Annotated in this window: 12 protein-coding genes and 1 riboswitch; of the genes, 9 read left to right on the forward strand and 3 right to left on the reverse strand. The window is 38.9% G+C overall.

What is annotated here, in order from left to right; translation table 11 throughout:
• Positions 1-103 precede the first annotated feature (103 nt).
• On the forward strand, positions 104-553 hold the full coding sequence (locus ACQKMR_RS08135; protein ID WP_427696844.1) for a YfmQ family protein: 450 nt from the start codon (positions 104-106) through the stop codon (positions 551-553).
• Between the two features lie 374 nt (positions 554-927).
• On the opposite strand, the gene ACQKMR_RS08140 is transcribed toward ACQKMR_RS08135, so the two are convergent.
• Positions 928-1,062, reverse strand: a complete 135-nt coding sequence (locus tag ACQKMR_RS08140) for a BA3454 family stress response protein (protein ID WP_098176965.1) — start codon at positions 1,060-1,062, stop codon at positions 928-930.
• A gap of 234 nt (positions 1,063-1,296) precedes the next feature.
• Positions 1,297-2,154, reverse strand: coding sequence for an EamA family transporter (locus tag ACQKMR_RS08145; RefSeq protein ID WP_427696845.1), 858 nt, complete (start codon positions 2,152-2,154; stop codon positions 1,297-1,299).
• 130 nt (positions 2,155-2,284) lie between these two features.
• Positions 2,285-2,330, forward strand: a riboswitch (PreQ1 riboswitch).
• 103 nt (positions 2,331-2,433) lie between these two features.
• Between ACQKMR_RS08145 and queF the strand changes: the two genes are divergently transcribed.
• The 8 genes from queF to fosM all read left to right on the forward strand — a co-directional run bounded on the left by queF (position 2,434) and on the right by fosM (position 11,610).
• Positions 2,434-2,934, forward strand: a complete 501-nt coding sequence (gene queF, locus ACQKMR_RS08150) for a preQ(1) synthase (protein ID WP_053344304.1) — start codon at positions 2,434-2,436, stop codon at positions 2,932-2,934.
• A 534-nt stretch (positions 2,935-3,468) separates the two neighbouring features.
• Positions 3,469-4,815: an aspartate kinase gene (locus ACQKMR_RS08155; protein ID WP_427696846.1), complete on the forward strand. Its 1,347-nt coding sequence runs from the start codon at positions 3,469-3,471 to the stop codon at positions 4,813-4,815.
• A gap of 841 nt (positions 4,816-5,656) precedes the next feature.
• On the forward strand, positions 5,657-6,853 hold the full coding sequence (locus tag ACQKMR_RS08160; protein ID WP_427696847.1) for a sensor histidine kinase: 1,197 nt from the start codon (positions 5,657-5,659) through the stop codon (positions 6,851-6,853).
• A complete protein-coding gene (locus tag ACQKMR_RS08165; protein WP_427696848.1) occupies positions 6,850-7,509 on the forward strand; it encodes a response regulator in 660 nt (219 codons plus the stop codon). Before ACQKMR_RS08160 ends, ACQKMR_RS08165 begins: the two co-directional genes overlap by 4 nt.
• A 143-nt stretch (positions 7,510-7,652) precedes the next feature.
• Positions 7,653-8,588, forward strand: coding sequence for an ABC transporter ATP-binding protein (locus tag ACQKMR_RS08170; RefSeq protein WP_427696849.1), 936 nt, complete (start codon positions 7,653-7,655; stop codon positions 8,586-8,588).
• Between the two features lie 11 nt (positions 8,589-8,599).
• Positions 8,600-9,793: an ABC transporter permease gene (locus ACQKMR_RS08175; RefSeq protein ID WP_427696850.1), complete on the forward strand. Its 1,194-nt coding sequence runs from the start codon at positions 8,600-8,602 to the stop codon at positions 9,791-9,793.
• Complete coding sequence (locus ACQKMR_RS08180; RefSeq protein ID WP_427696851.1) at positions 9,790-10,938, forward strand: ABC transporter permease; 1,149 nt, start codon at positions 9,790-9,792, stop codon at positions 10,936-10,938. Before ACQKMR_RS08175 ends, ACQKMR_RS08180 begins: the two co-directional genes overlap by 4 nt.
• A gap of 249 nt (positions 10,939-11,187) precedes the next feature.
• Positions 11,188-11,610, forward strand: coding sequence for a FosM family fosfomycin resistance protein (gene fosM, locus ACQKMR_RS08185; RefSeq protein ID WP_427696945.1), 423 nt, complete (start codon positions 11,188-11,190; stop codon positions 11,608-11,610).
• Between the two features lie 70 nt (positions 11,611-11,680).
• Here the strand turns inward: fosM and ACQKMR_RS08190 are convergent, their stop codons facing one another.
• Positions 11,681-12,241 carry a nitroreductase family protein gene (locus ACQKMR_RS08190; protein WP_427696852.1) on the reverse strand — a complete coding sequence of 187 codons (561 nt, stop codon included), beginning with the start codon at positions 12,239-12,241 and terminating at the stop codon, positions 11,681-11,683.
• Positions 12,242-12,691 lie beyond the last annotated feature (450 nt).

The following is a 12,691-nucleotide window of genomic DNA, read 5'->3' on the forward strand; positions in this document are numbered from 1 at the left end:
AACGTTAATAGAACGGTCACATCTCCTAAGAAAAAGCTGTCCGCTCTTTTGATATAATAAGTTTTATATTAATTAATTTAGAACTTAGCGGAGATGATGAAATATGACATTGCCTGTTTTGATTTTGACAATTCTCATAAGCTTGATAAAATTATTAGTTACCTGTCTTCCAACCGATGCAGTGAATTGGATTATCAGTAAATTTAAATTGCATTCGGAACTTAGTGACGCGAATGCTATCGTAACCATTGACGGAAAACGCTTGGAAGGTGAAGATAAAATTCAAGTTATTAATTATTTTAACAAAGCTAAATTTTTGAAAAAAAATCATATATTCCCAGGTAACGAGCAATTGTTTTTGAATCCAGAGAACAGTGGGACTCCATTAGTCATTAATACTAAAAGAGGAAAAAAGGATGTTAGGTTATTTGTGTACATTTACAACGACCACGTAGATGTAGTCAAACAGTACAAGAAGAAAATAGTTTCGTATAGTCTGCTTTCCGATAGCCTCCAAGAACGCCGTATGCCAGTAATAAGGGATGCAGTTTAAAAGGAATATAAAAAAGACGGTCTTTAAAAAGGCTGTCTTTTTTTATAAATCTTTTATTGTAAAATCCATTTTTTTATTCGATGGTAAAAATTATAGGTAATAAAACCATTTTCATTTAGGTACATCTTTCTTTCCTTCTTTAGTAAAAATTCTAAATTACAGCTATTAAGATTGAGTGCTTAAACGTTCACGAACTGACTTCTTTGTATTGAAATCATATGAAAAAAACAATTAAAAGTGGATTTTAAGTGGGAGGAAATTTGCTAAATCAGGATTAAAAAGGGTTTAATTTGTTTATTAATATAAAAACGAAGTGCATGTGAAAAGTTTTTTTGTAATAAAAAAAGCAGGTATTTAAAACGAGGCCTGCTTCTTTATGCTTTCCATTGTTTTTCCACTTGATGAAGGGCTTGTTGTAAAATTTCTTCTTGATTAGTACCTGGTTTAGTAAGGACGTTAGTTTGATAGGATTTTCCTTGGAAATCAACTGTTACTGTAACTTTTACCATTATGCATCCTTCCTTTCTTAATTCAGTATTAAATGGGAGTGTTGTACGTACTTCTTTTATTCCCAAAGAAGAAGGTTTTTCAAACATTGTGAAGTTGAAGATTTAATATTCATAATTATCTGATATTTAAAAAGAGATGTCAACACTTTTTGGAGACAGGCCCCATATCCCAGCTAAATAAAGATGACCTGGCTAGTTTGCATGACAGCCAGGTTGTTATTGTAAATTAATTATTCATATTTTAGTTAAAATAATTCCGATTAAGGCTGCAAATACTCCGGCAATTTGATAGGATTTTAGTTTTTCCTTGAATAAATAACATCCTGCGAATACGACAACTAAACAGTTCAGGCTGACGACAGGGAAGATGATGCTTGCGATTCCGGTGTTCAACGCAAAGAAATAACATCCATAGCCTATAGTGCTTAAAAGGCCTACTAAGGAACCGATTCTGACTTCCTGTAGCTTGATTTTTTCCTTTTTAAAGGCCAGAGCCGAAAGAAGATAAAGAGTTCCGCCTCCATACATTGATACCAGGATATCAAGGGAATTTAAATGAAGACGTGTTGATGTCGTCATAAGAATGCCGAGCACACCAAAAGATAAAATGGATAATAATGTGTGCATCATCCAAGGGACATATTGATGGTTACCTTTAGCATTAGGTGTATACTGAATGACTAATGTAGCAAGAAACATGCAGACAATTCCACTCCACTGCAAAGTAGAAATATGTTCGTGAAAAATTAAAGCTGCACAGAGAATGGGGAATATTGCATTCGCTGCGATTAATGGGGATGTCAAGCTTGCCGGCCCTTTTTCAAAGGCGCTTGCCATCTGGATATTACCATTAGCGTTCAGTACCCCAATGGCTCCACCAAGCATGATGGACAGCCAGTTAAACTGTAAACCATCCACAAATACTCCATAAGATATGGCTAAAATAAAAGCTGAAAAATAAAAGAAAAATTGGATATGTACTTTTGAGTAACCCTTTCCGCTACTCCATTTAAAAATGCTGTTATTGATTCCGAAACATAAACTCGTGATGAGGGCTGCAAAAATCCACATTGACGTAATCTCTTCTTTCATATAGGATAAACTTCTTCTACATTTTAAGCTGAATGCATGTAGGAATCAAACCAAATTTAAAAAGTAAGATTGACAGATTAGATATTTTTTTCTATATTTACTATGACAATTTTAAAATATTTCCCGATAAACGGGAGAGGTTCATAGCATCACCCTCTTAAAAAAACTATGGCTTTGATATTTTTCGCGAATCAACCATATCTTTGAGGAGATATGGTTTTTGTTATATAGAGGCCCATTTTATGAATCTCCCTGAAACGTGGAAGAGGAGGACTTTTTATGTCTGGAAGAAAAGAAGAAGAATTAAAAAAAGATATCACACTACTTGGAAATCAAGGGACAAAATATACATTCGACTATGCGCCTGAAATTTTAGAGTCGTTCGATAACAAGCATCCGAACCGGGATTACTTTGTAAAGTTCAATTGTCCGGAGTTTACAAGCCTATGTCCAATTACTGGCCAGCCGGATTTTGCGACCATTTACATCAGCTATATTCCTAGTGTGAAGATGGTCGAAAGCAAGTCTTTGAAACTCTATTTGTTCAGCTTCCGCAATCATGGTGATTTCCATGAAGATTGCATGAACATCATCATGAACGATTTAATCGAGTTGATGGATCCGAAATATATTGAAGTCTGGGGCAAGTTCACACCTAGGGGCGGAATTTCTATTGATCCATACACAAACTACGGTAAACCAGGGACGAAGTTTGAGGAAATGGCGAATTTTCGCTTGATGAATCACGACTTGTATCCTGAAACTGTAGATAATCGCTAAACATTAGAGGAGCCTCTAATGTGGTTGGAGCCCCTAGTCATCTTTCGAAAATGACTGTTACGAAGCCTATGCCTGGCAGTTGCAATGTACCTACCACCGAATGCAGAAGAAGAGGTTCTTCATTCTGTAATCAGAGCTCAGTAAGAAAGGGGCTCTTATGCAGTTATTGACAGGTACTAGGTTAGGGGAAAGCTCCACAGAAAAACACAGCTGCAAGGATGAAACCTATCGAGTGATTCCATGGATTCACTGATCCTAAAATATTTAATTTAACCCGTCAAAACAGAATCTAGGTATTTTGTTTTGACGTTTTTTTTTGAAAATGAACCGTTTAAAATGTGAAAAGTGCTACAAAGAAGAGGGATTATTATACGTTTTTCTGCATTCTCATTCAATAATTTTATCAATTTTGTCTTTATCAAAAATACAAGTGTCCTTGTATAACGGAATTAACTCTTGATTGTTTTGTCAAAACACGTAATAATAGGGAGAGTTGATTTTGACAGAATATTTTTGAAAATAGGGGATGTCGGGATGAAAGTTGCTAAGTTTGGCGGGAGTTCACTTGCGTCAGGTGAACAGTTAAAAAAGGTATTCGAAATTGTGGTTTCTGATCCTGAGAGGAAGATTGTTGTTGTTTCGGCTCCAGGAAAACGCAATTCCGATGATATAAAGGTGACGGATTTATTGATCGAAGTTGCTGAACAGCAGCTTCGCGGGGAGAACGGCCAGCTCTTGATAGAAGATGTGGTCACTCGATATGCAAGTATTGCTGAAGAATTAGATATTTCAGAGGATATCATTAAAGAGATTCGTGAAGATTTGCACACGTTGTTACGTGCGGATCAAAATAATCCGAAGCGTTATTTGGATGCATTAAAGGCAAGCGGTGAAGATAATAATGCGAAGCTGGTTGCAGCTTATTTTCAAAGCCGTGGAGTAGAGGCGCAGTATATGGATCCTAGGAAGGCTGGCTTGATCGTAAGAGATGTAGATGGATATACTCAAGTGCTTCCCGAATCATATGATCGGTTATATGCTCTACGTGATGAGCCGGGAATTGTAATATTCCCAGGTTTTTTCGGTTACACGTTAGATGGCGATGTTTTAACGTTTTCAAGGAGTGGTTCGGATATTACAGGTTCGATTCTTGCCAATGGGGTTAAGGCCGAATTGTATGAGAATTTTACAGATGTGGATGCCGTTTTCGCCGTGAATCCAAACGTGGTTTCCAATCCAAAGGGGATCCGAGAGTTAACGTATCGTGAAATGCGTGAGCTTTCTTATGCTGGTTTCTCGGTGTTCCATGATGAGGCGTTAATTCCTGCATTTCGTGCCGGAATTCCGGTTCATATCCAAAACACAAACAACCCCAATGCTCAGGGGACGCGTATTGTGAGCACGCGAGATAATACGAATGGCCCGGTTATTGGGATTGCGAGTGACAAAGGGTTTTGCAGTATTTACATTAGCAAATACTTGATGAACCGTGAAGTCGGATTTGGACGCAAACTGCTTCATATTCTTGAAGATTTCGGGGTTTCTTATGAGCATATTCCATCCGGTATAGATGATGTGACGCTTATACTAAGACAGGATCAAATGACAGAGGAAGCTGAGGCGAAGATCGTTTCGCGCATTAAGAAGGAGCTTCATGCTGATGAAGTGATTGTGGAACATAACCTTGCATTAATTATGGTTGTCGGTGAAGGAATGCGTCATAATGTTGGTACAACTGCAAGAGCATCAAAAGCGCTGGCTGAAGCTAAGGTCAACATCGAAATGATCAACCAAGGTTCTTCTGAGGTGAGCATGATGTTTGGTGTGAAAGTTCATAGTGAAGAGACGGCAATTCAGGCTTTATATCACGAGTTTTTTTGAGAATGAGATTTTAGAAACCTCCTTGAAAAGGGAGGTTTCAGTTTGTAGACAAAAGGGGTTCGGAATTAAAACATTCCGAACCCCTTTTGAAATTTCCTTTGAATTTTGCTCAATAATAAGGAAATGGGTCTCTACGAGCCCACTATGTTAGTCCATTTTTGGACCTTGCCATGTCCAATTGGCCATCTTCTTTAAATTCATGGCAGCGAAAGTGAGCATCGCCTGCATCGAAAAAAGACTGTAGGCAAAAGAGGTTCTATCTAAATTTTATAACAAATTTGATTGGAGCGGAAGGTGCGAGACTCCTGCGGGAAAAGCGCGTCTGGGGAGACCCCGCAGGCGCAAGCCGAGGAGGCTCCCGGACCGCCCGCGGAAAGCGAGTGCCTGGAGTGGAAATCAACGTTCAAATTGTACAAGCCATAAAAAAACTGTAGGCAAACTCGATTTTCATCGAGTTTGTCTACAGTCTGAAACCTCCTTGAAGAGGGAGGTTTTTTTACTGTTAATCAAAAATTCTCGCCAACATATTTACGCTCCCATCTTACTGACTTCAAATTTCGGCTTTAAAGAAGATTTTAATAAGCGAGTCTGTAAGGAAGAAGTTTTAGGTCTTCAGATTCGAGAATTTTTTGTACACTACTTCAATAATCTAACTATAGAAGGTCTTATTAGGATGACTTTGAATAGCGATTTGAGATCTTAACGAGAGATGTGTGGAAGATGGATTTTCAATTTTATATCCCAAATAAGCAAAACCAGTGAGGTTATTTCATTAAACCCTTTATTTCCTCCCATAATTTAGGCATGATGAAGGGAGAGGAAACGAAAGAGGGCTGACGATATGGGTGTGTGGTTAATAAATCTACGAATTGTTATGTTCTTGATGATTAGCTTTTTCTATTACTGGAGAATCCCTGATTCTGATGTGTTTTTTAAAGGGTTTGTCATAGTGGCTGCTGTAGGGTTTATGCTGAATCATTATTTGATTTTTCATAATGAATCATTCGCTTATAAGCTGCGGATCATCTACCTGGATGGATTGCTTAGTTTTGGGTTCGGTTTTTTGTTTCCGAATTCAACTCTCTATTTAATTCTAGTTGGAGTGATAACCGTTACCTTATTTATTGTTGTCACAGAATCTAAGAAACATAGAATATATGGTCTGATTTTTGTTTTGCTATGGTTTATGGTTATGGCTGCAACCTACTTGCAAACAGGGAAGCTAGATATCATTGATAACTTGATGAGTATCTCGTTTGTAGTTTTTTCAGCTGTGGTCGGTGATTTGATTAGGAAACTTATTGAAGCGAGCGATGTGATGAGCGAACAATTCTTGCAATTGAATATGGCGCATGAAGAGCTATCATTGGCCCATCAGCAACTACAATCGTATTCTCACCAAGTTGAGGAAGCAGCTAAAATCAGAGAAGGAAATCGAATTGCTCGGGATATTCATGATACGGTCGGACATAAAATGACGGCATTATTTGTTCAAATGGAACTTGCGAATGAGCTACTCAAGTATGACTTGGTAAAAACGAAGGATACATTGAACGTTTGTATGGATTTGGCTCAGGGGGCATTGGAAGAGGTCCGTTTTTCCGTCCGGGCATTGAAGGAGGAAGAAGAGGCAGTCTTTTTACCCAATGTACGTAGACTGCTTGATGGTTTTTATCAATCAACAGGCTTGCAGTCGACTCTTGAACTTCGAGGTGACCCGAGCAATGTTCCAACCGCACTTCAGCTAACGATTATTCGGTTGATACAAGAGGGTTTAACGAACGCAAAGCGCCATGGGGATGCATCGATAAGTTCAATTAAACTCGATTGTTTGCCAGAAAAGGTGATGATAAATATTGAAGACAATGGTAAAGGTGCAAGCATGATTATTCCAGGGTTCGGGTTAAAAAACATGAAAGACCGAATCATTGAAATGGGTGGAGAATTATTATACGAAAGCGTAGAGAACGAGGGATTTCGTATATTTGTAGAGTTTCCGCTAACCGAGAAAAAATGGGTGATAGGAGGAACATCATGATAACGGTATTGATTGTTGATGATCAACCACTCATTCGAGAGGGATTGGCGGCGCTTTTGAATTTACGTTCGGAGATTGAAGTGATTGGGATGGAGAGTAATGGATTGGCAGCATATGAGAGCTCTTTGGAAATGGAACCTGATATCGTCTTAATGGACATTCGGATGCCTGGGACAAATGGTGTAGAAGGTACGAGGTTGATCACATCCCAGCTTCCAAATACGAAAGTGCTGATGCTGACTACTTTTCAAGATAGTGAGCTCATTTTCTCTGCGTTGGAAGAAGGGGCAAGCGGGTATTTGCTAAAAGATATGTCAGCGGACATGATTACAAATGCAATCAAGACCGTTCAATCAGGCGGAGTGGTGCTTCCTCCGGAAATCACCGCCCAAATGCTACAAGAGTTAAAGAGAAAAAGGGAAACGAAGGTGAGCATTAAGCCTGCTGTCCTCAAGAATCTGACAAAACGGGAGTATGATGTCCTGAGGAATCTTGGTTATGGTAAAAATAATAAGGAAATTGCAGCTACATTGTCTATTACCGAGGGTACCGTGAAAAACCATGTTTCGAATATAATTAGTAAACTTGAATTACGTGACAGAACTCAGGCAGCCGTCTTTGCTGTTCGGTATAGGATTACCACGTTTTCTGAGTGAAAGTAAAACCTTTCAAAATATAGATGACTTTTAGCATAGCTGAAGGTCATTTTTTTTTTTGAAGTTCTACCCTGAGGTAGATGGTTTATTTTTACTTTCAACATATGATTAAGAGAAATTGGTAAATGGGGAGGAATGAATAGGTGCTCGAGGTGAAAGAGGTTAAAAAATCATTTGGAAAGAATGTGGTTGTTGAAGGTGTTTCTTTTTCAGTGAAAAAAGGAGAGTCATTCGGTTTATTGGGGCCAAATGGGGCTGGAAAGTCTACAACGATTGCAATGATTTGCGGTTTGTTACCTTATGAAGCGGGAGAAATCCTTATCAATGGGCTTTCTGTGAGAAGGGAACCCCGTAAAGTCAAAAAGAAAATTGGGATTGTTCCGCAGGAGATTGCTTTATATCCAACGATGTCTGCAGTTGATAATTTACTTTTCTGGGCGAGGATGTATGGGTTAACGCGAGTACAGGCTAAGAAAAGGGCGGAAGTGGTACTGGAAATCGTCGGTTTACGGGATAGGGCCAAACATAAAATCGAGACGTTCTCCGGTGGGATGAAAAGACGAATCAATATCGGGGCTGCCTTGATGCATGAGCCTGAACTTTTGATTATGGATGAACCGACGGTGGGTATTGATCCGCAATCGCGCAATCATATTTTAGAAACGGTAAAGAAGCTGAATGCGGACGGGATGACGGTGATCTACACAAGTCATTATATGGAAGAAGTAGAATATCTATGCGACCGTATAGGCATTGTGGACGAAGGTAAAATTATTGCTCTTGGAAGGAAAGGTGAGTTATGTGATTTGTTAACAGATGGAATCGTAATTATATTGCACGTTGATTCCATTGAAGGTAATTGGTTTAAGGAACTTGAACATATAGCGAATGTCGATAAGGTCGTCGCAAATTCGGAAAAAAACACGTTAGAAATCGTCGTCAATAATCATCCTAATATTGTTTCCGATATTATTTCCTGTGCGGTGAAGGCAAATGTTAAGGTGTTGGCCTTTGAAAGGAAGGAGCCGAACTTAGAAAGTCTTTTCTTACAATTAACAGGGCGTTCACTGCGTGATTAGGGGGTATGGAAATGAAAGGTTTTCTTATAGCGTGGAAGGATTTTAAAGTTCGGGCCACTGATAAACGTGGATTTACCATGATGCTGATCATGCCAATTATCTTAACAATGATTCTTGGAGCAGCGCTGAAAGATATCGTCGGCGGCGATGAAGGGTTTCCGCAAACGTCAGTCGGTTTGTACGTGGCGAAAAAAAATCATATGGCGGAATTATTGAAACGCGATGTGTTAGAGAAGACGAAATTCATTACGGTAAAAAGTGTAGACAGTGAAGAAAAGCTTGAAAAGATGGTGAAAGCCGGGGACCTAGAGGTAGGAATCTCCATCCCTGCTGAGTGGAGTACAAATCTTGAAGAAGCAGTCCTTTTTACGAATCAAGATAAACAGATAAAGGCAGCGGTCGTCGAGTCCATCATCACTTCCTTTACAGATCGGGTACAGATGGTTTCAACAGCTTCCCAAGTTGTAATGGGAGATTTAGCTGCTGCACAGGCTGTTTCAACAAGTGAAGAAAATAGAGGAGAAGTATCCGAGAATGTAATCAGGGCATTAACGGATAGTGGTGAAGAAGATGTGGAAATCAGCCATCAATCTATCGGTGCAAAATCGGTGTCTTCGAAGCAATATTATGCAGCCGCGATGCTTGCGATGTTTTTACTTTTTAATGTGACACTTGGTGCCAAGTCTATGATTCAGGAGCGCCACACAGAGACTCTTGCACGATTAAATAGTACACCGACGAGCATATACAGTATCCTCTTTGGGAAGTTTTTGGGCACACTTTATTTTGCGTTTATACAGTTTTTTCTTTTTTATACAGCAACTTCAGTTCTATTTAACGTGAACTGGGGTGAAAACAAAGGTCAGGTCATTGCGACCGGATTTGCTTATTCTGTGGCAGTTGCAGGTCTGTCGATGTTGTTGGCTGGATTTATCACACAAGAGAAAACAGCCGATATGATCAGTGGAATTGGTATCCAAATTTTAGCGATAATTGGAGGTTCGATGCTGCCAATTTACGCGTTTCCAGAGGGGTTTAACATTATCTCTGCTTTCACGCCTAATAATTGGGCATTGACAACTTTCCTTGACATTATGTCTGGTGTAGGGTGGAGTGAGCTTTTGTTGCCATTCTTCGTGTTAGGTGTCATTGGGTTCGTGTCGTTGCTTATTGGGGCTTGGCGTTTAAGGGGGAGATATGTTTGAGGAAAATTTGGAACATCTGTAGCTGGGAAATTCAAAGGATTTTTAAAAAACCTCAGAGCTACCTGATTATGTTTGCCATGCCTCTTCTGTTTACGATGTTGTTTGGCACATTATTAGGAGATGGAGAGAAAAATAAGCCGGCCATTGTATTAGTTGATGAAGATGACACGATATTATCAAAGTCGTTATTTGAAGAGCTTCACAAAGATAACTCTTTGTTTAAATTAGAAAAGGGTACGAATCAACAAGCGCTTCATGAACTTGAAGAAAAAAAAATCGTGGGAGTCATCCACATCCAAAAGGGATTTGAGACTGAAATGGCTGAGGGGGAGGTTCCGAAGATTAATTTTCAGCATATTCCTGAATTCACCTCGAATCAAGCGATTACCGGATTATTATCAAATAAGCTTTCAAAGCTGAATATTGAAACGACGGCTGCCTTCGCCTGGAGTGAACAAACCGGAGAAGCTTGGCAAGTCATGTATGAAAAATTAAAATTGAATTCGATATTAGAAAATACAGAGCTCAAAAAGGTTATCACAGATGAAGGAAATGTTTCGGAACAGAGTGGTTTATCTGGCAGTGCTGCCGGTTTTTCCATCATGTTCTTGATGATTACGATGATGAGCGTAACAGGTACGATTTTAGAAGCAAGAAACAATGGGGTGTGGTACCGGCTAATTTCTACTCCAGCATCTCGATTTGAGATTGCAGCTGGTTACCTATTATCCTTTTTCTTGATTGGCTGGATTCAATTCGGAATCTTGATTGTTGCTACGACTCTCTTTTTTGACGTGAAGTGGGGGAATCCATTTTCTTTGATGATTTTTGTTTCGGTGATGCTGTTCGCGATTGTGGGTCTTGGGCTCATGATTGCTGGATTAGCAAAAACAGTGGAGCAGCAGTCTGCAGCCGGAAGTCTCATTGTCGTTTCCACCAGCATGATTGCTGGAGTCTACTGGCCCCTTGAGATAGAACCTGTCTTTATGCAGAAAATGGCTAATTTCTTGCCGCAGACATGGGCCATGAAGGGATTAAAGGATATTGCTGGAAATGGCGTGCTGCCTTTTGAGTCGATAGCTATTTTACTTGTGTTTGCACTGGTGTTTTTATTTATAGGAATGAGGAAAATAAAGTTCGAGTAAGTAAAAGACGCGCTGAGAGTTCAGCGCGTCTACTTTAATTCAAAATCCATTTGTCCTTTAAAAATAAAATCCTTGATACAGCAAAGAATAAAGCAATTGAGACAATGAGGCTACTAGTTGTAAGGAAGATGTTTTGATAATCAATCACGCCATAAATCAATCTTTAAAGAGAGCAAAAATATTGAAAATCCGATTATGTAATAGTCTTTTTGTGGCAAATGTTTTTCTACACGAAGGGAGAGGAAGATTATCAATATTAAAGGGTTGAATCACTTTTTATTTTCTGTCTCTGATTTAGACAAATCTATTGAATTTTACGAAGCTGTTTTTGGAGCGAAGTTGCTAGTTAAGGGAAACTCCACGGCCTACTTCGATTTGAATGGTATGTGGATGGCTCTTAATTTAGAAAAGGATATATCAAGAAATGAAATAAAAGATTCATATACACATGTGGCGTTTTCAATTGATGAAAAAGACTTTGACGAAATCTATGAGAAGCTGGAAGGCTTACAGGTGAATATCCTTAAAGGCAGAAAGAGAAATGAGCGAGATAAAAGGTCTATTTATTTTACCGATTTAGATGGTCATAAGTTCGAATTCCATACGGGAACACTACAAGAGAGGCTGGATTATTATAAACAGGAAAAGTCTCATATGACGTTTTATTTATAAAAGGTCATCGACATCTATAATGAAGAAAAGGAAAGCCTCCAAATTGAAGATTGGAGGCTTTCCTTTTTAGTTAGTTCATAACTGTTAGTAGTTGTTCAATCGATCTCCGTGGACGTGGAGTGGGAATCATATCGGGGTAGCCAACGTGCAGACTGCCGACGATTTTTTCACCAGGATTTACGCCTAAAGCTTCACGGAACTCTGTGCTATGAATCATGCCGTATGTTTCCCAAATCATTCCGATTCCTTGTTCCCAGGCAAGCAGGCTGAAGTTCTGAATCAGGGCACTTGTAGCTGCATAATCTTCTTCGCGAGTCATCGGATTAGGGTTTTCTTCCATTACTACCGCGACAAACATTGGAACATCTATTAGTTTATTATATCCGCGCTGTCCGGCTTCTTTTTTCTTTTCTGGATCCTTTTCCTTACCTGCCATAAAGGCACGGGTTGCTTCAGCCAGTTTTAAACGGCTATCACCGTGCACGACGACGAAGCGCCACGGCTGGGTCATTTTATGATTCGGTGCCCATGTCGATGTTTCCAATAAGGATTGAATGGTATCAAGGGGGACAGGAATGTCCTTAAATCGTTTGATACTGCGCCGTTCTTTAATGATTTGTTCAAGTTTCATGTTCATCCTGCTCCTTTAACCTCTATATGTACGTTTATTAGTTTTTTTTAAAAAATAATCCCCGGCTGCCTAATATGCTTTCAACGTGAATAAACTGACTTGAATAAAGAGGGGGCAATATTCTAGTGACTTGCATTCGCTACTAAGCATATAATTTCTACTAGGCACAGAGAAGCCGGGGCGACATTGTATCTATGTACAATATCAAAAGGGTACGATAATAGATTATCGTATTTACTTATCAAATTTCAGAGATCAATAATGAAATTGAAAATCATTATCAATTAGAATTTTCTCTTATTTCCCGTTATTTGTCAAGCGTATTTCTGAAAAAAATTCAAATTATTTACCAATCCTTTCGTTTATTTCAAAATCTTTTATATATTCTGTATAAAAATGTATAATGAAAAGATAAAAAATGCTATCTACATATGAAGAATTGAAGGGTGT

It is taken from the genome of Peribacillus sp. NPDC096540, assembly GCF_050278525.1.
Taxonomy (GTDB): domain Bacteria; phylum Bacillota; class Bacilli; order Bacillales; family DSM-1321; genus Peribacillus.

Coding starts and splice junctions, on each gene's coding strand:
- ACQKMR_RS08135 (WP_427696844.1), top strand. CDS start 104: ATGACATTGCCTGTTTTGATTTTGACAATTCTCATAAGCTTGATAAAA.
- ACQKMR_RS08140 (WP_098176965.1), bottom strand. CDS start 1,062: ATGGTAAAAGTTACAGTAACAGTTGATTTCCAAGGAAAATCCTATCAA.
- ACQKMR_RS08145 (WP_427696845.1), bottom strand. CDS start 2,154: ATGAAAGAAGAGATTACGTCAATGTGGATTTTTGCAGCCCTCATCACG.
- queF (WP_053344304.1), top strand. CDS start 2,434: ATGTCTGGAAGAAAAGAAGAAGAATTAAAAAAAGATATCACACTACTT.
- ACQKMR_RS08155 (WP_427696846.1), top strand. CDS start 3,469: ATGAAAGTTGCTAAGTTTGGCGGGAGTTCACTTGCGTCAGGTGAACAG.
- ACQKMR_RS08160 (WP_427696847.1), top strand. CDS start 5,657: ATGGGTGTGTGGTTAATAAATCTACGAATTGTTATGTTCTTGATGATT.
- ACQKMR_RS08165 (WP_427696848.1), top strand. CDS start 6,850: ATGATAACGGTATTGATTGTTGATGATCAACCACTCATTCGAGAGGGA.
- ACQKMR_RS08175 (WP_427696850.1), top strand. CDS start 8,600: ATGAAAGGTTTTCTTATAGCGTGGAAGGATTTTAAAGTTCGGGCCACT.
- ACQKMR_RS08190 (WP_427696852.1), bottom strand. CDS start 12,241: ATGAAACTTGAACAAATCATTAAAGAACGGCGCAGTATCAAACGATTT.